This window comes from Mucilaginibacter sp. GW822-FHT03E02, from assembly GCF_058801545.1.
This window is the reverse complement of sequence record NZ_JBXANJ010000001.1, coordinates 2,513,322-2,534,070: the sequence shown is the minus strand read 5'-3', so window position 1 is coordinate 2,534,070 and position 20,749 is coordinate 2,513,322. Positions and strand designations below refer to the sequence as shown.

Annotated in this window: 17 protein-coding genes; 15 read left to right on the top strand and 2 right to left on the bottom strand. The window is 42.5% G+C overall.

What is annotated here, in order from left to right; all coding sequences use genetic code 11:
* Positions 1 to 27: 27 nt before the first annotated feature.
* Together AC1RM2_RS10685 and AC1RM2_RS10680 are read left to right on the top strand one after the other, a co-directional pair.
* Positions 28 to 1,572: a glycoside hydrolase family 10-like protein gene (locus AC1RM2_RS10685; protein ID WP_492985085.1), complete on the top strand. Its 1,545-nt coding sequence runs from the start codon at positions 28 to 30 to the stop codon at positions 1,570 to 1,572.
* A gap of 474 nt (positions 1,573 to 2,046) precedes the next feature.
* Positions 2,047 to 2,514, top strand: a complete 468-nt coding sequence (locus tag AC1RM2_RS10680) for a hypothetical protein (RefSeq protein WP_492985084.1) — start codon at positions 2,047 to 2,049, stop codon at positions 2,512 to 2,514.
* A gap of 31 nt (positions 2,515 to 2,545) precedes the next feature.
* Here the strand turns inward: AC1RM2_RS10680 and AC1RM2_RS10675 are convergent, their stop codons facing one another.
* Complete coding sequence (locus AC1RM2_RS10675) at positions 2,546 to 3,403, bottom strand: transglutaminase family protein (RefSeq protein ID WP_492985083.1); 858 nt, start codon at positions 3,401 to 3,403, stop codon at positions 2,546 to 2,548.
* A gap of 43 nt (positions 3,404 to 3,446) precedes the next feature.
* Here AC1RM2_RS10675 and AC1RM2_RS10670 point away from each other — a divergent pair, with 43 nt between their 5' ends.
* On the top strand, positions 3,447 to 4,061 hold the full coding sequence (locus AC1RM2_RS10670; protein WP_492985082.1) for a hypothetical protein: 615 nt from the start codon (positions 3,447 to 3,449) through the stop codon (positions 4,059 to 4,061).
* A 126-nt stretch (positions 4,062 to 4,187) separates the two neighbouring features.
* Here AC1RM2_RS10670 and AC1RM2_RS10665 read toward each other — a convergent pair whose 3' ends face one another.
* Positions 4,188 to 5,321, bottom strand: coding sequence for a BamA/TamA family outer membrane protein (locus tag AC1RM2_RS10665; protein WP_492985081.1), 1,134 nt, complete (start codon positions 5,319 to 5,321; stop codon positions 4,188 to 4,190).
* A gap of 124 nt (positions 5,322 to 5,445) precedes the next feature.
* Here AC1RM2_RS10665 and AC1RM2_RS10660 point away from each other — a divergent pair, with 124 nt between their 5' ends.
* The 12 genes from AC1RM2_RS10660 to cyoE all read left to right on the top strand — a co-directional run bounded on the left by AC1RM2_RS10660 (position 5,446) and on the right by cyoE (position 20,747).
* Entirely contained in the window at positions 5,446 to 5,919 is a 474-nt protein-coding gene (locus AC1RM2_RS10660) for a hypothetical protein (RefSeq protein ID WP_492985080.1), read from the top strand.
* Between the two features lie 123 nt (positions 5,920 to 6,042).
* Positions 6,043 to 7,023 (top strand): deoxyhypusine synthase family protein, encoded by a 981-nt coding sequence (locus tag AC1RM2_RS10655; RefSeq protein WP_477354056.1) that lies wholly within the window; start codon positions 6,043 to 6,045, stop codon positions 7,021 to 7,023.
* A 251-nt stretch (positions 7,024 to 7,274) separates the two neighbouring features.
* On the top strand, positions 7,275 to 8,534 hold the full coding sequence (locus AC1RM2_RS10650; protein ID WP_492985079.1) for a c-type cytochrome: 1,260 nt from the start codon (positions 7,275 to 7,277) through the stop codon (positions 8,532 to 8,534).
* Between the two features lie 37 nt (positions 8,535 to 8,571).
* Positions 8,572 to 11,628: a TAT-variant-translocated molybdopterin oxidoreductase gene (locus AC1RM2_RS10645; RefSeq protein ID WP_492985078.1), complete on the top strand. Its 3,057-nt coding sequence runs from the start codon at positions 8,572 to 8,574 to the stop codon at positions 11,626 to 11,628.
* Positions 11,629 to 11,655: 27 nt separating this feature from the next.
* Positions 11,656 to 13,128, top strand: a complete 1,473-nt coding sequence (nrfD, locus tag AC1RM2_RS10640; protein WP_492985077.1) for an NrfD/PsrC family molybdoenzyme membrane anchor subunit — start codon at positions 11,656 to 11,658, stop codon at positions 13,126 to 13,128.
* A gap of 2 nt (positions 13,129 to 13,130) precedes the next feature.
* Entirely contained in the window at positions 13,131 to 13,667 is a 537-nt protein-coding gene (locus AC1RM2_RS10635) for a DUF3341 domain-containing protein (protein WP_492985076.1), read from the top strand.
* A complete protein-coding gene (locus AC1RM2_RS10630; RefSeq protein ID WP_492985075.1) occupies positions 13,651 to 14,235 on the top strand; it encodes a c-type cytochrome in 585 nt (194 codons plus the stop codon). The genes AC1RM2_RS10635 and AC1RM2_RS10630 overlap by 17 nt, the downstream gene beginning before the upstream one ends.
* 13 nt (positions 14,236 to 14,248) lie before the next feature.
* Positions 14,249 to 15,511, top strand: coding sequence for a quinol:cytochrome C oxidoreductase (locus AC1RM2_RS10625; protein ID WP_492985074.1), 1,263 nt, complete (start codon positions 14,249 to 14,251; stop codon positions 15,509 to 15,511).
* Between the two features lie 47 nt (positions 15,512 to 15,558).
* Positions 15,559 to 16,752: a cytochrome c oxidase subunit II gene (locus AC1RM2_RS10620; protein ID WP_492985073.1), complete on the top strand. Its 1,194-nt coding sequence runs from the start codon at positions 15,559 to 15,561 to the stop codon at positions 16,750 to 16,752.
* 122 nt (positions 16,753 to 16,874) lie between these two features.
* A complete protein-coding gene (locus AC1RM2_RS10615) occupies positions 16,875 to 18,674 on the top strand; it encodes a cytochrome c oxidase subunit I (protein ID WP_492988245.1) in 1,800 nt (599 codons plus the stop codon).
* A 133-nt stretch (positions 18,675 to 18,807) separates the two neighbouring features.
* The gene (locus AC1RM2_RS10610; protein ID WP_492985072.1) at positions 18,808 to 19,869 is read left to right on the top strand and encodes a COX15/CtaA family protein; all 1,062 of its coding nucleotides are present in this window, start codon (positions 18,808 to 18,810) and stop codon (positions 19,867 to 19,869) included.
* Complete coding sequence (gene cyoE, locus AC1RM2_RS10605) at positions 19,866 to 20,747, top strand: heme o synthase (RefSeq protein WP_492985071.1); 882 nt, start codon at positions 19,866 to 19,868, stop codon at positions 20,745 to 20,747. Before AC1RM2_RS10610 ends, cyoE begins: the two co-directional genes overlap by 4 nt.
* Positions 20,748 to 20,749 lie beyond the last annotated feature (2 nt).

Genomic DNA, 20,749 nt, shown 5'->3' with positions numbered 1-20,749 from the left:
CACGACCCTGGATTGGTTTAAATTACGATGCAACACAAACTGTCTTTTATAACTCTCCTTCTTCTCATTTTTCTTAAATCGAGTGCACAGCAAATCGTTGATAGTACTTCTGCCGCTCACCCTAAACGCGAATTCCGCGGCGTTTGGGTAGCTACTGTCGAAAATATCGACTGGCCGGCTACGCCCAATGAAACTACAGCCCAACAGCAACAGGAACTATTAACCATTTTAGATGTCCATCAAAAAACGGGTATCAATGCTATTATGCTCCAGATTCGGCCGGCGGCCGACGCTTTTTATGCCAAAAGCCGCGAGCCCTGGTCCAAATGGCTTACCGGGAAGCAGGGCCTGGCACCCAACCCTGTTTATGATCCCCTGGAGTTTGCCGTTACCGAAGCGCACAAACGCGGGATGGAGTTGCATGCCTGGATAAACCCATACAGGGCTACCAAAGATAGCGCCTACTCACTGCTTAGCCCGCAGCATATTACCCGTATAAAACCCGAATGGTTTTTTACTTACGGCGGTATGAAGCTTTTTAACCCCGGCCTGCCCGAGGTAAGGGAATACATAGTTCAGGTAGTGTTAGACCTGATTGATAATTATGACCTGGACGGCATCCACATGGACGATTATTTTTACCCTTACCATGTAGCAGGCCAGCAGATAAACGATCAGCAAGCCTATCAGCAATACGGCAAAGGTTTTACCAATATTGACGATTGGCGGCGCGATAATGTAAACACCCTGATTAAAATGCTGAATGATAGCATCCATCAGCACAACCCACGGATGAAATTCGGCATTAGTCCGTTCAGTATCTGGGCCAATAAAACCCAGTTGGCCGATGGCTCTGATACACATGGCAGCGATTCGTACTTTGCCCTGTATGCCGATTCGCGCAGGTGGGTGCAGGAAGGTTGGGTAGATTATATTAACCCGCAACTGTACCGCCCCATTGATGATAAACTGGTGCCGTTTAAAACAATGATTGACTGGTGGGGCAACAATGCCTATGGCCGGCATTTGTACATTGGGCAGGCACCATACCGCATTATCGAAAATAAACTGCCCGGTTTCAGATTGCCCGGCCAGCTTCCGGGCCAAATTCAGTACCTGCGTAAAAATTCAAGGGTGCAGGGTAGTGTATATTTTAGTTCCAATTCATTAATGAATAATCCGCTGGGTTTTACAGATTCGCTGCGGGCCAATTATTACCATTACCCGGCACTGCCGCCGGTGATGCTCTGGCGCGATTCAATAGCGCCAAATGCGCCGGTAGGGCTTATCGCGAAGCCAGAGGCCAATGGCGTTAAACTGATGTGGCAAACGCCACTGATGGCCAAAGATAATGAGCCGGTTTATGGGTATGTAGTTTATCGTTTTAGCACAGGTGCTAAACTAAACTTAGATAATGCCGAAAACATATTAAGCATTCAATATAACAACAATACCATTTATTTGGATACTACCGCCGAGAAAGGTAAAACCTATATTTACGTAGTTACGGCAATTGACCGGCTGAAAAACGAAAGTGAAAAAGCGTTGCCGGTGGAAGGTATGAGATTTTGACGCTAAATAATTCAATGGAAGCTTTGGTATCGTTTTTAACAATTGTATTTTTCCTAATGTCTTATTGCTGGCTTTTTTATAAAACTATCAATATACGGATACGCTTGTTGTTTGCCTCGATGACTAGCCTGCTTATAGGCTGTATCATGGTAACCCTTTCGCTATTTGTAAAGAGTGACGCGCTTATTGGTGTTATTTATGTGTATTTTCTATTTGTTTGGATGAGTATCCTACTTAATATGGCTATCATTTTCATCAGTTGGATTAGCACTAAAGGAAGGCGATGATCATATCTGCCATAATTAACCCTCCCTTAATAAATATCGGCAAGAAAATATGAATTTATTAATTGGGAGACGGCTTTTCTTTAAATATTAGTTATTTGTAACCCAGTTAATAATTCATAAGTTTGAATTGAAGCAGCGGGTGTATTACTTGTATAGCTACACAACATTATTAACCCAGCTAATCCACATGGAAGTTTTATCCTTGATTATTGGTGTCAAAAATTCCAACCCGGGGGATCTCGAAAATCTAATAAAAGATATAGGGTTAAATACATCATTATTTAATGCTTGTCAGGTAAATTTACATGTTATGGATCTTCGTGAGGAGTATGCAACCATGAGTAAATTCCTAAAGGAGCAGGGACTTGAAGATGATAACCCTTTTTTTAATGAATTTGATATAGATCCATTTGGGCTTAGTATTAACTTTGATATAACAAGAAAATTCAAAAACTTGGAATTGCTTGAGCCCATAGTTTTTACACTGGCCCGGAAGGTGTCTGAAATGCTTGAAACAGAAACTATCGTAATGTTTCAAACAACACCTGTAGGCCTTTTCAATAATGGCGTTTTAATAAATACTTTTGAGAAGTATAGTGTGGCCTTTTTTAAGAACAAGGTATGGAAACCCAATATTAACCCGAAGGTTTTATAACTCTCGATTTTATATCCTTTTGCTCTAATTCCTACCCCAAAATAGCCAATAGTTCATTCAACTCCACCACCTTCTCGGCCGATCCTAAATTTTCGTAGGCGCTTATCAGGTTGCGGATAACCCGTTTAATGATATCGGTGTTGGAGCAGGGTTCATAAAACTGCTTATCAAATTTAAGGTTAAGCTGTTTTAAAAACATATCTACATCCCGGCGGCCAAAAATGAACCCTTTATTAAAAGCATTGATGTAAAACAGCACGCCGCCTTCAAAATTGTTCTCCATACTTTCATCAACATAAGCCAAAATAAAATGCTGGGGCAGGTTTACGCCATATACGGGCACATCCAGTTTTTGGGCAATGATGGAGTAAATGATGGCCAACGATATCTGGTTGCCTTTTTTTGTTTCCAATACCTGGCTCAGGTAGCTGTTTTGTGGGTCGAGGTGGTTGGACGTATTGCCGCTGAAACCGTAAATGTTGTAAAATACGTGGTTAATAAGCTTAATTTGTTCCTTAGGGCTGGCCTCGTTCATCATGTGAATCCAGATGTCGCGTTTGATGGCTTCTATCTGGTTAATTACTTTTTGCTCGTCCAGGTCGGGGTATTGATAGCGGTTGATGATCAGGACGCCTTGCAACAGATCGAACGCGCCGCTTTGGTGCCACAGCTGCAGGTCGGTTTTTAACGATCTAAACTGAATTTCATGCACAAGGTTGGCTATCCGTTCTTGTTGAACAGCATCAAAAGCCTGCTCAAAAGCGGTTTCAAGGTAGGCAATTACCTCGCTGCCGTAGCCAAGCAGTTTTTCGTGAACGTGATCATATATCTCGTTATCGGGGTCGTCCAGCAATCGGATCAAAGAGTTTACTTCTGTCGGATTTATCATACGCTATCATGCTAAAATACTAAACTTTTTTACTTTTGCGGCGATGTGGAATCTCAGATTTGTGCAAGATTATCTAAAACACCGGTTTACGGCCAATAACCGCCATGGTATACACTCGCCATTTGTATATAAACTGATAGACCATGTAATTTATGATTACACCAGTCAACAAGTATATCAGGAGCCCGGATTTGCATGTGGAACAGGCGAGGGGAGACCCGGGTTTAAGCCGAAAGTTGCCCAATTGGTTTACCGGTTAACAAAACATTTTAACCCGGCGATAGTAGTTGAGTTGGGGACAAATAACCAGCAAGCAAGCCCTTATCTGCAAAAAGCAGCGTCCGGCGCCAAATTCTACCTCCCCCAAAATGAAACCGAATTCATTACATTAAATAAAACACTATTGGGTCTGGTAGTTTTTCATGGCGAAAATCTCAAAGAAAAAATACTGCCTTACTTCAATGAATACCTGGACAAAATTAATCCGGATACCGTGATGCTTTTTACAGGTATGTATACCACTAAAAACCTGAAGCAAGCCTGGAGCCAAATCAAGCTAAACCCCAAAGTTACCCTCACCATTAACCTGTTTTGGATAAGCCTGGTATTTTTTAAGCAAGACAGGAAAGAGCGGGAACATTTTAAGGTGAAATATTAATTTGTTCATGGTTGATAGTTCATGGTTCATGGCTGTTTAGGGAGTTCCTGGTGATTTAAGGAAATTTGATTTTTTACAACTTATTAAGTTCGGGCTATGAACCATGAACTATAAACCATGAACAAACTAAAACGCCTGCCCCAGCGCCGCATAAAACCCGCTTTGGCGTTTTTCGCCGGGGTTCTTTTGGCCTATGCCATAGTCGGCGCGGATGCTCAGGCCTTTTTCAATGTCGAAAAAGTAGCGTACGCCGCCACCATAGTTGGGTTTTAGCTGTGCCCAGCTAAAGCTTTTGTTAAATACTTCGCCGGTTCCTGCAAAGCCTACCAGGCCAACCCGCCGGCTCAGGCGGTAGCGCAGCTCTGTTTGGCCGGCAAGCATGTTACGGTCGCGGTACCGGCCATTATAATAACCGCGCATGAGCTCATCATTCCCCAGCGCAGGCAGCCAATAAAACGGCGAACTGTGGCCTGTAAGACTCTGTTCTTGTATGTCTAACCCTAAAACCAATTTTTTTGTCAAAGCAAAAAACTGTGAGTATTCTATATTGAAAAAGCCGCCGTTATAGCCCTTATTGCCAAATCCTTTAATTATCTCAAACGAGCTGGTAATTATCATCCCTTTTGTAGTGTAGGTATTGTTATTGCGGCTATCAAATGTTATACTTGGGCCAATATATATGTTACTGCCCCCGCCGTGATTTTCTACCCTTGGGTCGGTGTAAAAAATAGTATTGGTTGGTTCGGGGGGGATTCTGTATTGAATAGCCCCGGCCACTATGCCTGCGTAAAGCCTGTCAGATAGTTTCTTTTCAACGCCTGCATACAATTTAGTTCGTTTTTGACCAATGCGCACCACATCGGCGCTACGGGTATCGTTGCCAATACCATAAAAGTTAACCGGAAAATTGATGAAACCAATACCTGCGGTATAATGGTAGCCATTATCGGGTGTCCAATAGCTGGTATTTAAACTTAAGCGACTTTGGCCTTTGGTGGTTATTGTGGCGTAGCCAAAAATACTTGATACCCGGGTGCTGCTTTTTAACGAATCGCTGTAAAACGAATACAGGCCTGCTCCGCCTACCTCGAGGCCGGTTTCGGGTGCCGAGCTAAGCACAGGTAAAATTACAAAACTACTTTTTTTGCTGGTATCCTTATTTAAATACATTTTGCGTAAAAACTTTGGGAGAATGTGCGATTGTGAAAAAGCGGTTTGCAGGCAAAATATCAGCAGCAGCGAGGTAAAAAATGTTTTCATATAAATTCAGCTAATATAACCCCATTTTTGTGATAAGGTTGATAGGGGAGGACATTTTAAAGTAAAACCGTATAATTCGGTAAAATGATTACATTAGTTTCATCGAAACCATATCTGATAATCAATGCGTTTTTACGACACCTACCAACAAAAGGTGAACACCTGGTGTTTTATTATTTTAACGGGAACCATCATCTGGACATTCTTTTTCAGGGAATGGGATAACCGAACAGAGAGGGCTACGCAATTAGCAAAACAGGATCACAATATACCGGCGGATACCGACATTGTTAAAATAAAAGCCCTGCTGGTTAAGTTATCCAACAGATACGATTTTCCTGTTGATAGTATAGCAGAAAAAATCAAAATGATACATGACCTGTCATACAATAAAAAAATGATAAACTATCTCGATACAAATAGCTTCGGAAAATACTTTCTTAAAGTGAACAACCTTAAACTTTTGCAAATGATTGATAAACTTGATGATGGAAAGATTCCGGGTGGAGGTTCAGGTTTACTTAACTTCCGGATTCAAATGGGCATATTAATGTTGGGGCTTAAAGAATTTAGTGGCGATACTACTAAATCAAAGTGATGAGTCCCGGCAAGCTTTGTATAATACCGGTACTTCATCAATGTAGCTAAAAGGTAATATTAATTTAAAAATCATAATCCCGCAAAATTCCTACTTTTGCAGCTGAATTTTTATTGATACATTATGAGCATCACACGAGGACCAATTTCGCAGTTTATTGAACGCAACTACCTGCATTTTAACTCCGCAGCATTAATGGATGCCGCCAAGGGGTATGAAACCCACCTTGATGAAGGCGGTAAAATGATGGTTACCCTTGCCGGCGCAATGAGCACCGCCGAACTGGGGATTTCATTGGCCGAGATGATTCGCCAGGATAAAATAGCCATTATCTCCTGTACAGGTGCCAACCTGGAAGAGGATATCATGAACCTGGTAGCGCACTCGCACTACAAAAGGGTGCCCAACTACCGTGATTTAAGTCCGCAGGAAGAGTGGGATTTGTTAGAGAATCACTACAACCGCGTTACCGATACCTGTATTCCCGAAGAGGAAGCTTTCCGCAGGCTACAAAAACACATCCATAAAATATGGAAAGATGCTGATAACAGCGGCGAGCGTTATTTTCCGCACGAGTACATGTACAAGATATTGTTAAGCGGCGAGCTGGAGCAATATTATGAGATAGACCCTAAAAATTCATGGATGCTTGCCGCTGCCGAAAAAAACCTGCCTATTGTGGTACCCGGATGGGAAGATAGCACCATGGGTAATATATTTGCATCATACCTTATCAAAGGCGAGCTTAAAGCATCGACCATGAAGAGTGGTATCGAATATATGGCCTGGCTTGCCGATTGGTATACCAAAAACTCATCGGGCAAGGGCATAGGCTTTTTCCAGATAGGTGGGGGTATAGCAGGCGATTTCCCGATATGTGTGGTGCCTATGCTTTACCAGGATATGGAGATGCATGATGTGCCTTTCTGGAGCTATTTTTGCCAGATCTCGGATTCAACAACATCATACGGTTCTTACTCGGGCGCAGTGCCAAACGAAAAGATAACCTGGGGCAAGCTGGATATTCATACACCTAAGTTTATTGTTGAGAGTGATGCCACCATTGTAGCCCCGCTTATATTTGCCTGGATATTAAAACAATAAAAAGTTTATAATCGATATTGATGGTGAAACCATTAATAAATTTTCAAAATGGCATTAATATGCTTTAAAGAGTATTTAAATGACATTTTTGTGTTTATTTAGAACGATTATAAATTATAGGTTACTGTCATTTATGTGTCAGCGATACTGTAATAAATTTTACTTTTGTGGCTGTAAAAAGCAGATGGGTTACACATCTTTACAGCAGAATAAAACATTAATATAAAAATTATTTAGCATAAATACACTTTATGAGAAGTTTCTCATTGATTTTTAAACAATTCTCAAGGTCGGTTTTACTGATTGTTGGGTTTGCTTTCTGGGGTTTTTCTGCTGCTTACGCGCAAACAGACGCTGCTAAGGGCGAAACCATTTTTAAAGCCAATTGTACGGCCTGTCACAAGATAGCAGAGCGAATGACCGGCCCTGCACTTGGTCCGCAGCTTACCTCTGAAACCGATGATAAGTACCTTATCAGTTGGATTCAGAATAACCAGGCCTTAATTGCTGCCGGTAACCCTAAGGCTCTTAAAATTGTTAAGGAGTTTGATGGTAAGGCAATGACCACCTTTACCAACCTTTCTGACGCCGATGTTAGTAATGTAATTACTTACATCCGTGCCGATTGGAAAAGGATTCAGGACGAAAATGCAAAAAAACCGGTTGGCTCTGTTGAAGCAAAAGGCCCAAGCGAACTGGTTGTTTGGGGTTTAATCGGTATTGTGATTATCGCTTTCATCCTGATCATTGTTTTAAACAAAGCTGCAGGTTCGTTAGAGCGTGTTTTGGCAAGCAACCCAAACATTGTAGTTGAAGAAGACGCAGTTGTTGCCGAAGCCGACAAAAACGTACTGCTTAAAAAAATCCTTAAAAACAAAAAACTCGTATTCTTCATACTGGTTTGCGGCACCATTGCTATGGGCAGCTGGGGATGGGTTACCTTGTGGAACACCAACGTGCACACTGGTTACCAGCCGGTACAACCAATAAAATACTCGCATGAGTTGCATGCCGGGCAAATGAAAATTGATTGCCAGTATTGCCACGGCGGTGCTTACAAATCAAAAAATGCTTCTATCCCATCATTAAACGTGTGTATGAACTGTCACAAGGTTGTTAAAACCGAATCGGCAGAGATTCACAAAATCTACGATGCTTTGGGTTACGATCCTAAAACTGATAAATACGATAGCACCGCAGCCAAGCCAATCCAATGGATTCGTGTTCATAACCTGCCCGATCTGGCTTACTTTAACCACTCGCAACACGTAAAGGTTGCCGGTATTAAATGCCAGGCTTGCCACGGTCCTGTTGAAACCATGAAAGAGGTTTACCAATACTCGCCGCTTACCATGAAATGGTGTATCCAGTGCCACAAACGCACCGAGGTTAACGCCAAAGGCAACGCTTATTACGACAGCATACTTGCAGCACATGATAAGATAAAAAAGGGCGAAAAAGTTACTGCCGCTGTTTTAGGTGGTATCGAGTGCGGTAAGTGCCACTATTAATAAATAAGAATTTAGCATTACAGTTTATATAGCTTAAATGGACAGCAATAAAAAATACTGGAAAGGTTTAGAAGAACTAAACAAAACCCCAGAATTTGTTGAGAAAAATAGAAACGAGTTTGCAGAGCCTATCCCTATTGAGGATTTGCTGAGCGGATCTGGTTTATCGGCTAAAACCCCACGCCGCGACTTTTTAAAGGCGCTTGGCTTTGGTGTTGGTGCTGTTACGCTGGCTGCTTGTCAAAAAGTGCCTGTACACAAATCAATCCCTTACCTTATAAAACCTGAGGAAGTTACACCCGGTGTAGCTAACTACTACTCTTCATCATATGAAGGGCAGGCTATTTTGGTAAAAACCCGTGAAGGCCGCCCTATTAAAGTAGAAGGTAACCCTAACGATATTTTTGCAAAAGGTGGTTTAAGCGCGCAGGGCCAGGCTTCGGTGCTTGACCTGTACGATGCAAACCGCACCCAGGACCCTAAAATTAATGGCGCAGATGCAGCATGGCCCGAAGTAGATGCGTATGTATTACGCGAGCTTGCCGCTGTTGCAGCATCAGGTAAAGGCATCCGTATAGTTACGTCAACTGTACACAGCCCATCTACCTTAGGTGTTATTGCCGATTTTATTGCAAAATACCCAACTACAAAACACATCAATTACGATGCGGTATCCTACACCGGTATTATCCAGGCTAATCAAAACAGCTTCGGTAAAGCGGTATTGCCACATTACAATTTTGATAAAGCAGAAGTGATTGTAAGCTTCGGCGCCGATTTCCTTGGTTCATGGATCTCGCCTGAAGAGTTTACCCGCCAGTACGTATCAAATCGTAACAGCAAATCGCTTGAAGCAAAGAAAATGTCCCGCCACATTCAGTTTGAGGCAGGAATGAGCTTAACCGGTACCAATGCCGATAACCGTTTCCCGGTTAAACCATCTGAAGAAGGTATCGCTTTATTAAGCTTATATAACGCTATTGCCGGTACAAGCCTTGCAGGCGCAAAAAAATTAAGCAACAAGGCAGCCGATACAGCTATAACTTTAGTTGCTAAAGAATTAGTAGCGGCAAAAGGTAAAGCGCTGGTAGTTGCAGGTTCAAATGATGTGGCTACACAAACTTTGGTAAACGCCATCAACTCCTTATTAGGAAGCTACGGCAACACTATTGATTTGGATAACCCGTCAAAACAATATGCCGGTAACGATCAGGATTTTGTTGGCTTTGTAACTGAATTAGCCGCTGGCTCAATTGGCGCGGTTTTATTCCTGAATGCTAACCCTGCTTACGATTACTTTAAGGCAAAAGAATTTACAGAGGCACTTAAAAAAGCACGTTTAACGATATCATTCTCTGATCATGGCGACGAAACCGCTTTACTGTCAAAAGTAGTAGCTCCAAATCACCATTATTTAGAGTCATGGGGCGATGCCAACGCTGTTGAGGGTTATTATACCATAATACAGCCAACCATCAACCCGGTTTATACTACCCGCCAGGCTGAGCATAGCTTATTAGTTTGGGCCGAAAACCCGGTTAAAGACTACTACACTTATGTACGTAACACATGGGATAAAGGCTTATTAGCAAAAGGTGGCTTATCCGGTCAAAAAGGATGGGAAAGCTTATTGCAGGCAGGAATGGTAAAAACTGCTCCTGTAGCTGCCGGAGCATACACTTTCAGCCACGATTTAAATGCAGTAGCACAAACTATTGTTGATCATAGCAACAGCCTTGTATCTGGTGATAAATTTGAATTACAGGTTTATCAATCGGTAGCGATGGGCGATGGTAAACGCGCCAACAACCCATGGTTACAGGAGCTGCCAGATCCGGTATCTAAAGTTACCTGGGATAACTTCGCGGCCATGTCGATGACTGATATCCAGAAATTGGGTTTCGAAGAAGGTGATGTAATTAAAGTAGAAGCTAACGGCTACTCGGTTGAAGTTCCCGTATTGGCTCAACCAGGCCAGGCACAGGGCACTATATCAATTGCTGTTGGTTACGGCCGCGTTAGCGCAGGCCTTGTAGGTAACAACGTTGGTAAAAACGCTTTCCCTTTCTATAGCTACCGTAACGGTACTTTCCAAACTACTGCGGTTATTACCGACTTCAAAAAAACAGGTATTATATCGCCGCTTGCGCAAACACAAACCCACCACTCATACGAGGGCAGGAGCGTTATTCGTGAGGCTTCATTTACAGCATACAAAAAGAACCCTGCTGCCGGTAGCGGTAACGAGGGCGAACATAAAGATTACAACAAAACATCGCTTTGGGACGATCATGACCGCCCTGTTTATAACTGGGTTATGGCTATTGACCTTAACGCCTGTACTGGTTGCGGCGCCTGCGTTGTAGCTTGTAGTGCCGAAAACAACATCCCGGTTGTAGGTAAAGACGAGGTAAAACGTCGTCGTGAAATGCACTGGATCCGTATTGACCGTTATTACAGCTTTAACGATCATGGCGACAGCGAAGAAGCGATAACCAAAGAGAAAGATATTGCCAAGCTTACCAATTTTGATAACGTATCGGTTGTTCACCAGCCAATGCTTTGCCAGCACTGCGACCACGCACCTTGCGAAACAGTTTGCCCGGTATTAGCAACCGTTCACTCATCAGAAGGTTTAAACCAAATGGCTTACAACCGTTGTATAGGCACACGTTATTGCGCAAATAACTGCCCTTACAAAGTACGCCGCTTTAACTGGTTTAACTACTGGAACGACTCGCGTTTTGATAACTACCTGAACAACGAGCACACACAATTAGTATTAAATCCTGATGTTACCACACGTTTCCGTGGGGTAATGGAAAAATGCTCTATGTGCGTTCAACGTATCCAGGCCGGTAAGTTGAAAGCCAAAATCGAAAAACGTCCGCTTAAAGATGGCGAGATCAAGGTTGCCTGTCAGCAAACCTGTTCTGCAAACGCTATCGTTTTCGGTAACGCCAATGATCCTGAATCTGAAGTTTCAAAAGCATTAAAGAGCGAAAGAACTTACTACGTACTTGAAGAGTTAAACGTACAGCCAGGTATTGGTTACCAGGTTAAGGTTAGAAATTTATCAGAATTAGAGGCTTAAATTTTTTATATACAGATAACAAAATATATGTCATCTCATAGTGAATCAATAATAAGGGAACCGTTAATTACGGGTGAAAACATCACCTACGGTCAGATTACTGACGATGTATTACGCCCCGTAGAAAATATGCCGGGTAAGGCCTGGTGGATCGGTTTTAGTGTAGCATCATTGGGCGCCTTACTTTGGGTTGTTGCCATCAGCTACACATTCTGGTTTGGAATTGGCGCCTGGGGCTTAAACAAAACAGTTGGATGGGCCTGGGACATTACCGGCTTCGTGTGGTGGGTAGGTATTGGTCACGCCGGTACGCTTATCTCGGCAGTATTGCTGTTGTTCCGTCAAAACTGGCGTAACTCCATCAACCGCTCGGCCGAGGCGATGACCATCTTCGCGGTAATTTGCGCCGCCACGTATATCGGTGCGCACATGGGCCGCCCATGGATGGCTGTTTATTCATTACCATTGCCAAACCAATACGGCTCATTATGGGTAAACTGGAACTCTCCGCTTATCTGGGACGTATTCGCGATATCAACTTACTTCTCGGTTTCATTGGTATTCTGGTACACAGGTTTATTGCCTGACATTGCTACCATCCGTGACCGTGCAACAGGTTTACGTCGCCGTATATATTCAGTAATGTCATTCGGCTGGACAGGTTCAGTTAAAACCTGGCAACGTTTCGAGACTGTGTCATTAATCCTGGCCGGTATCTCAACACCACTGGTACTATCGGTACACACGATTGTATCTATGGACTTTGCAACATCACTGGAACCAGGGTGGCACACTACCATCTTCCCTCCATACTTCGTTGCGGGTGCTATCTTCTCGGGTTTCGCCATGGTACAAACGCTGTTATTAGTAGCGCGTAAAGTATTAGGGTTAGAAAACTACATCACCATGTTCCACATCGAATCGATGAATAAAATCATCCTTTTAACCGGTTCAATAGTGGGTGTAGCTTACTTAACCGAGCTTTTCATCGCATTTTACTCTCAGGCGGAATACGAGCAATACGCGTTTATGAACCGTATCTCGGGTCCGTACTGGTGGGCGTATTGGAGCATGATGACTTGTAACGTAATTACGCCGCAGTTATTCTGGTTCAAAAAAATCCGTACCAATATTCCATTGGCCTGGACACTATCTATCGTAGTAAACATCGGTATGTGGTTTGAGCGTTTCGTTATTATCGTAACCTCGCTGCACCGTGACTATATCCCTTCAAGCTGGGCTATGTTTTACCCAACCTGGGTTGATGTGAGCATCTTTATCGGGTCTATCGGTTTATTCTTTACCATGTTCCTGCTGTTTGTGAGGGTACTGCCTTCAGTAGCAATGGCCGAGGTGAAACTGATCCTGAAAAGTTCAAGTGAGCAAGCTAAGAGAAAATTACTTGCAAGTGGCCATGTTGAACCAGCCGAGGCTGAGTTCTACATCAATTCATTAGGCAAGTTTGATAGTGTTGACCAATCATCATACGAAAAAGTATAAAAATGAGTAGCACCAAATATATATTAGGAATTTTTGATGATCCCGATGATCTGATGCACGGTATCGACAAATTACAAAAAAATAGTGTCCCTATTTACGATGTTTATTCTCCATGCCCAATTCACGGTATCGATGCTAAATTAGGCATTAAGGATTCGCGCCTGGGTTATGCAGCCTTCATGTTTGGCTGTTTAGGCGGCACCATCATGTTCAGCATGGTTTATTACATGCTTGTACACGATTGGCCAATCAACATCGGCGGTAAAAACTTTTTTGCCATCCCCGATTTTGTACCGGTAACCTTTGAGTGGACCGTATTGTGGACAGCCTTTGGTATGACATTTACATTCTTTTTTGCCACGCACCTTTTCCCGGGCCGTGCACCAAGAGTAATGGACCTGCGTGCCACCAATGATAAATTTGTTATTGCCATTGATGCAAGGGGCAACACGCCAAACGCAGATATTGATAGTATATTAAAAGAAGCAGGAGCTGTAGAAGTTAAGCATAACGACAGAAAATATGTTAGCTATGAATAAGATTAAAATAATAGGAACATTGGTTATGATTATCGCTGCTTCGATAGTTGTAACATCATGCAAAGATAAAAGGAGTACAGGTTGGGAATATGCGCCTAACATGTATGAGCATCTCGCTTACGATCCTGATCAAAAGAACAATAATTTTAAGGATGGTAAAACAGCACAGTTACCACCGGCCGGAACAATCCCGGTAGGTTTTACTAAGTTTGATTATCCTAATACTAAAGAAGGTTATGAGCTGGCAAGCGTTGAGGTTAAAACCGTAATTGCGCAAACCCAGGCAAATTATGCTGATGGAAAATTGCTTTTTGCACACTACTGCTCGCCATGCCATGGTTTAAGCGGCCAGGGTGACGGTTTAGTGGTTGCGCATGGTTATCCACCTCCGCCGTCTTATTCAAAAGGACAATCATCACGCGGCGGCGCTATGAAGGATTTAACTGACGGTAAAATTTATCATACTATTACTTACGGTGTAAACGCGATGGGCTCTTATGCTTCGCAGTTGAACCCCGAAGAACGCTGGAAAGTGATCATGTATGTTCACCATTTACAAACTTTATAAGAAATAATATTTAATGAGCACTCATAATAGTTTCGACGAGCAATTTGTGTTTACCGGTAAGGTAAAGACATTGAGCCTGATTCTAATTGTAATCGGGCTGGTAGTTACGATTGCCGGTTTTTTTGTTGAAGGCGAACGTACATTTGCAAACTTGTTGTTGATGGGCTACTACTTTTGCTGTGTTTGTATGGCCGGTGTATTTTTCTGTGCTTTGCAATACGTGGCACAGGCTGGTTGGTCAGCATCGCTTATTCGTGTACCGCAGGCATTTGCAAAAACTTTGCCTATTGCTGCAAGCATCTTAGTTTTGATAGTTATTGCTGGATTATTTACTACCCATACTACCGAGATTGAAGGCAAGCAAGTTGTTGCGCCTTATTTATACAAGCTTTGGGCGATAGCAGGTGTTGAAATAAAAGGTAACGCCAATTTCGACCCAATCATAGCCGGGAAGCACATATTTTTAAATAAAGGGTTCTTTTTAACCCGTCTGGGTGTGTTTTTGGGAAGTTATATAATTTTCGGACGGCTTTTGGTTTCATACTCTGAAGGTGAGGATGAATTGGGTGGAATGTTCTACTACAAAAAGAGCTTCGCTATTTCATGCTTGTTCCTGGTAATATTTGGTTTCACAACGCCAATATTTGCTTTCGATGTTATCATGTCGTTGGAAGCACACTGGTTTTCGACCATGTTTGGCTGGTACAATTTCGCTGCCATGTGGGTTAGTTGCTTAGCTATCATTACCCTAACAATTATTTATTTAAGGCAAAGCGGTTACATGCAGTGGATTACACAAGATCACTTGCACAACCTGGGCCAGCTGATGTTTGGTTTCTCTATCTTCTGGACTTACGTATGGTTTGCTCAGTTCTTACTGATCTATTATGCCAATATCCCCGAAGAAACAGTTTACTTTATCCGTAGATGGGAGCCTGAATTTAAACCATGGTTCTGGTTAAATATTGTAATTAACTTTTTAGCGCCGTTGTTGATCATCATGTCACGTGATTCAAAACGTACCACTCAGGTGTTAAAGGTTACCTGCTATATTTTAATTGTTGGTCACTGGTTAGATTATTTCCAGATGATAATGCCTGGAGCCGGCGGTCCGGCAAAGCCGTGGTATTTTCAAATCCTTTGGATCGAAATTGGTATAGCAGCGGGCTTCGTAGGTTTGTTTATATTTTTGACGATGAACGCGTTAAGCAAGTTTAAATCGATAATACCTAAGAAACACCCTTTCCTGCAGGAGAGCCTTCATCATCACATATAATAATTGTTATTTTTGCATCAAATACAGAATACCAAACAAACATTAAAATGGCATTCAAAAAATTAATAAATTCTAAAACCATACTATCGTTTTTTGCAGCGTTTATGCTTTTTGGCACAAACCTGCTGATGGCGCAAACTCCGGCTACTTCAGCCGGTACAGGCGAAGATGCCAACCAGGTTGACTGGACGGGCGTTGCCTATTATGTGCTGATATTTTTTCTGATATGCCTTGGTGTAGCTGTAATAGGTAAAATTCTAAAGATCTATGACCTTACCCTTAAAATTCAAGGAAAGAAAGGTTTAAAGTGGAACAATGTAATGGGCTTTATTTGCCTTATATTCCTTATAGCAGGTGTATACGGCTCTTATTGGTCATTTACTGTTCAAGGCAGCATGACATTGCCCGAAGCTGCTTCGGTTCACGGGGTGAAAATAGATGAAATGTTCACGGTTACTACTATTTTAACCATGATCGTTTTCTTTATCACCCAGATTTTGTTGTTTGGCTTCCTGTTTCAGTACCGTCACTCCGACAAACGCCGCGCACACTTTTTACCGCACAACAATACCATCGAAAAAGTGTGGACAATTGTACCGGCTATAGTGCTTACTATTCTGGTAGTGTTTGGTTTCTTTACCTGGCAAAAAATTATGGATGATACTGATGCCAAAGGCGAGGTAAAATCTATAAACATTGATATCACCGGTCATCAGTTTAAATGGGAATTACGTTACCCTGGTAAAGATGGTAAATTAGGCCCTAAAAACTTTAAGCTGACAACTGCCAACAACAAATTGGGTGTGGATTTTACCAAGAAAAGCAGCTTCGACGACTTGTCTGCTGATACCATGTATCTACCGGTAAACAGATCGATAAAATTAAACATACAGGCACAGGATGTAATCCATAGTGTTTATATGCCACACTTTAGGGTGCAGCTGAACGCGGTACCGGGGTTACCGACATACTTTAAGTTTACCCCGACCATTACTACCGCGGAGATGCGTCACAGACTTGATGACCCGAAATTCGAATATTTAGTGTACTGTAATAAAATTTGTGGCGGTGGTCACTACAACATGCAAATATATGTGCGTGTAGTTTCAGAAGCCGAATACCTGGAATGGTTGTCGCACCAAAAACCTTATTTAACCGATGGTTTAAAAAAGGAATTGCATTTCGCTGATGCGGAGCCGCAAAAGGCAGTGTCACAAAACAGGTTAGCGTTAAATAATTAATATAAGATAAAAGAGCGATTATGTCAACAGTAGCAGTTCACGATCACGTAGTAGCACACCACGACGAGCACGGTCACGAACATCACCATAACGAAACTTTCGTGTCTAAATACATATTTAGCATGGATCACAAAATGATCGCCAAGCAATTCCTTATCACAGGTATTACTATGGCGGTTATCGCAATGATTTTATCAATCCTTTTCAGGATCCAACTGGCTTATCCAGATAAAACATTCCCTTTATTAACTACATTACTGGGTCACTTTGCGCCAAACGGCCGTATCAGTACCGAGTTTTACCTGTCGCTGGTTACCATTCACGGTACCATCATGGTATTCTTTGTATTAACTGCCGGCTTGAGCGGTACTTTTGCCAACTTATTGATCCCCTTGCAGATTGGTGCACGTGATATGGCTTCGCCATTCATGAATATGTTATCGTACTGGTTCTTCTTTATGGCCAGTGTGATTATGTTATCGTCATTTTTTGTTCAAAGCGGCCCTGCAAGCGGTGGCTGGACAATTTATCCGCCGCTATCTGCATTGCCAAAGGCTATGCCGGGTTCTGGTGAGGGTATGACATTGTGGTTAATCAGTATGGTGCTGTTTGTAGCCTCTTCATTAATGGGTGGTATCAACTATGTAAGTACCATATTAAATATGCGTACAAAAGGTATGGACCTTTGGAAGATGCCTTTAACTGTATGGGCTTTATTCCTTACCGCTATATTAGGTATCCTTGCATTCCCTGTACTTGTTGCAGGTGTAGTGTTGCTGATATTTGACCGTAGCTTTGGTACCAGCTTTTACTTATCTGACATTGTATTGAACGGTGTGCCGCAGCCTTATGAAGGTGGTAGCCCAATCCTGTTCCAGCATTTATTCTGGTTCCTGGGACACCCTGAGGTATATATCGTTATTATGCCTGCAATGGGTATCTCTTCTGAAGTTATGTCGGTAAACTCACGTAAGCCAATTTTTGGTTACCACGCGATGGTTTACTCACTGATAGGTATTACTGTGTTATCGTTTATTGTATGGGGTCACCACATGTTTGTGACCGGTATGAACCCATTCCTTGGTGGTGTGTTCATGATCACTACATTGATTATCGCGGTGCCATCTGCAGTAAAAACCTTTAACTGGCTGGCCACACTTTGGCGTGGTAACATCAGGTTTACACCTGCCATGTTATTCGCTATCGGGATGGTGTCATTCTTTATCTCTGGTGGTTTAACAGGTATCTTCCTGGGTAATGCTGCTTTGGATATCAACCTGCACGATACTTACTTTGTTGTTGCCCACTTCCACCTGGTAATGGGTTCGGCAGCTATATTTGGCATGCTTGCCGGTGTTTACCACTGGTTCCCTAAAATGTTTGGTAAACTGATGGATGAGAAGTTAGGTTACCTGCACTTTTGGTTAACATTCATTGGTGCTTACCTGGTATTCTTCCCAATGCACTTTATGGGTCTGGATGGCGTTCCCCGTCGTTACTATGCGTTCACCGAGTTTGCTTCCATGCAAAAATGGTTAACTATAAATACGTTTGTTACATGGGCGGCTATCATGGCGGCTTTGGCGCAGGTGGCCTTCATTTATAACTTTATCGTATCGATATTTGCTGGTAAAAAAACCACTCAAAACCCATGGCAGTCAAACACCCTGGAGTGGACAGCACCGGTAGAGCATTTACATGGCAACTGGCCGGGCGAAATTCCAACAGTTTACCGTTGGCCATATGATTACAGCAAGCCAGGGGCCGAAGAGGATTTTATACCACAAACAGTACCTTTCTCTCAAACCATGAGCTCAAACCTGCCTCACGATTTTGAAGATAACCCTGCCGGTATGGATGAGTTGAAAAAATTTAACGACAAGCTGAAAGCAAACGACAGCGAATCACCAAAAGAATCTTAATACTGATCTGATCTTTTAGGGTACCGTGTTAAGTCTTAAGTCGGTAGTCTTAAGTTCTCAGTAACAACTAAGAACTTGAGACCTGGAACTTCCGACTTGACGAGGTACCCTTAATTTTTAGAAGATATTTTAAATGAACACAGCCGCACCCAACAAACGTTTTCAAAAAACAGGCCTCATAACAATCGTTCTACTTTTTGTTTTGATACTTGCGGGTGGCGTTGTACGTAGTTCAGGTTCGGGTATGGGATGCCCTGATTGGCCTAAATGTTTTGGCCGCTACATCCCGCCAACAAGCAGCGCCGACCTGCCTAAAGACTATAAGCAAACTTATGTTGAAAAGCGGCTGGCCAAAAATCAGCGTTTTGCCAAGACACTGGATGTTTTTGGTTACAGCGAGTTGGCCCGCAGAATTCGTGAGGATAGGTCGATCCTGGTACCCGAGGAGTTTAATGCCGGCAAAACCTGGACAGAATATATAAACCGTTTAATCGGCGCAATATCCGGGATATTTTTGTTGCTATCTGCCGTTTATTCGTTCGGCTATTGGAAAATCGATAAGAAGATTACCATATTAAGCATATTTAATTTGATCCTGGTGGTTTTCCAGGCCTGGCTTGGTTCTATCGTGGTATCAACCAACCTGGTGGCCTGGATAGTTACGGTACATATGTTATTGGCCCTGGCCATACTTGCCATATGTATTTATACTTACCATTTGGCCCGGGTTTATGGTAATGGTAAATTAAATACAAGCCCGGTTATATACATTGTAACATTGGCTGCATTGGTGCTAAGCGTGTTGCAAATAACATTTGGTACCGAAGTAAGGGAAAAGATAGATGCGGTTGCAGCCCATTTTCAGGGCGGTTATCGCAATAACTGGATAAAAGGGGCGGGCGAAATTTTTACACACCATCGCGATATGGCAATTTTAGTATTCGTGATAAACGTGGTGTTGTATGCATTGATCCGCAAAAAGTTTAACCGGCATTCAATCCATCAGCAGTTAATGAGTTTTAACTTTTTAATGATCATGCTGCAGATTGTTACCGGCATCCTGCTTTCGTATGCGGCCTTGCCGCCGGTAGCGCAGGCAGCACATATTGTATTGGCAAGTTTAATATTTGGGGCGCAGTTTTATTTGCTGTTGAATTTACATCAATCGGTTAACGTTAGGGGGGTAAGCAAATGAAATGGAATGATTATTCGAAATTTGTAAAATTGAGGCTCACTTTTATGGTGACGTTATCGGCCTCGATATCTTTTTTGATTGGCAGTATGGCTAATAACCATGCACACTGGGTAAGTGGTATCAACTGGGGAAACTGGGTAAAACTGATTGTAGGTGGTTTTTTGGTTACATCAGCGGCCAATGGCTTTAACGAGATGATTGAAAAAGACCTGGATAGGCTAATGAAACGCACTATGGATCGGCCTTTACCATCAGGTAAAATGACTAACGGACAGGCGCTTGTTTTGAGCCTGGGTATGGGTATGGCCGGTACCTATTTATTAGGAAGCCTTAACCTGCTAACAGGCTTGCTATCGGTGTTTTCTATATTGCTATATGCTTTTGCTTACACACCACTAAAACGTAAATCGCCGATAGCGGTATTTGTTGGGGCTATCCCTGGCGCGTTGCCCGCGCTTATTGGATATGTAGCCGCGCAACAGCACGGCCGCATTGACGAAATAGCGTTAATATTATTTGCTATCCAGTTTGTGTGGCAGTTTCCGCACTTTTGGGCTATTGCCTGGGTGTTGGATGACGATTATAAATTAGCCGGTTTCAGGCTGTTGCCTACAGGCAGCCGCAATTTAGGAAGTGCGGTAATTACCTTTATATTTACACTGATATTGGTACCGGTAAGTTTGTTGCCAACTATTTATCACTACGGCGGTTACTATGTTGGAGCGGTATCATTAACATGTAGTATTGTTTTTTTATACCAGGCTTATAACCTGTTGCGCACACAGCAAATTGAAGCGGCCCGTAAATTGATGTTTGGGTCATTTATGTATTTGCCAATAGTGCAATTAATGTTTTTATTTGATTTTATAGGAAAGTGAAA

Coding starts and splice junctions, on each gene's coding strand:
- AC1RM2_RS10685 (WP_492985085.1), top strand. CDS start 28: ATGCAACACAAACTGTCTTTTATAACTCTCCTTCTTCTCATTTTTCTT.
- AC1RM2_RS10680 (WP_492985084.1), top strand. CDS start 2,047: ATGGAAGTTTTATCCTTGATTATTGGTGTCAAAAATTCCAACCCGGGG.
- AC1RM2_RS10675 (WP_492985083.1), bottom strand. CDS start 3,403: ATGATAAATCCGACAGAAGTAAACTCTTTGATCCGATTGCTGGACGAC.
- AC1RM2_RS10670 (WP_492985082.1), top strand. CDS start 3,447: ATGTGGAATCTCAGATTTGTGCAAGATTATCTAAAACACCGGTTTACG.
- AC1RM2_RS10665 (WP_492985081.1), bottom strand. CDS start 5,321: ATGAAAACATTTTTTACCTCGCTGCTGCTGATATTTTGCCTGCAAACC.
- AC1RM2_RS10660 (WP_492985080.1), top strand. CDS start 5,446: ATGCGTTTTTACGACACCTACCAACAAAAGGTGAACACCTGGTGTTTT.
- AC1RM2_RS10655 (WP_477354056.1), top strand. CDS start 6,043: ATGAGCATCACACGAGGACCAATTTCGCAGTTTATTGAACGCAACTAC.
- AC1RM2_RS10650 (WP_492985079.1), top strand. CDS start 7,275: ATGAGAAGTTTCTCATTGATTTTTAAACAATTCTCAAGGTCGGTTTTA.
- AC1RM2_RS10645 (WP_492985078.1), top strand. CDS start 8,572: ATGGACAGCAATAAAAAATACTGGAAAGGTTTAGAAGAACTAAACAAA.
- nrfD (WP_492985077.1), top strand. CDS start 11,656: ATGTCATCTCATAGTGAATCAATAATAAGGGAACCGTTAATTACGGGT.
- AC1RM2_RS10635 (WP_492985076.1), top strand. CDS start 13,131: ATGAGTAGCACCAAATATATATTAGGAATTTTTGATGATCCCGATGAT.
- AC1RM2_RS10630 (WP_492985075.1), top strand. CDS start 13,651: ATGTTAGCTATGAATAAGATTAAAATAATAGGAACATTGGTTATGATT.
- AC1RM2_RS10625 (WP_492985074.1), top strand. CDS start 14,249: ATGAGCACTCATAATAGTTTCGACGAGCAATTTGTGTTTACCGGTAAG.
- AC1RM2_RS10620 (WP_492985073.1), top strand. CDS start 15,559: ATGGCATTCAAAAAATTAATAAATTCTAAAACCATACTATCGTTTTTT.
- AC1RM2_RS10615 (WP_492988245.1), top strand. CDS start 16,875: ATGGATCACAAAATGATCGCCAAGCAATTCCTTATCACAGGTATTACT.
- AC1RM2_RS10610 (WP_492985072.1), top strand. CDS start 18,808: ATGAACACAGCCGCACCCAACAAACGTTTTCAAAAAACAGGCCTCATA.
- cyoE (WP_492985071.1), top strand. CDS start 19,866: ATGAAATGGAATGATTATTCGAAATTTGTAAAATTGAGGCTCACTTTT.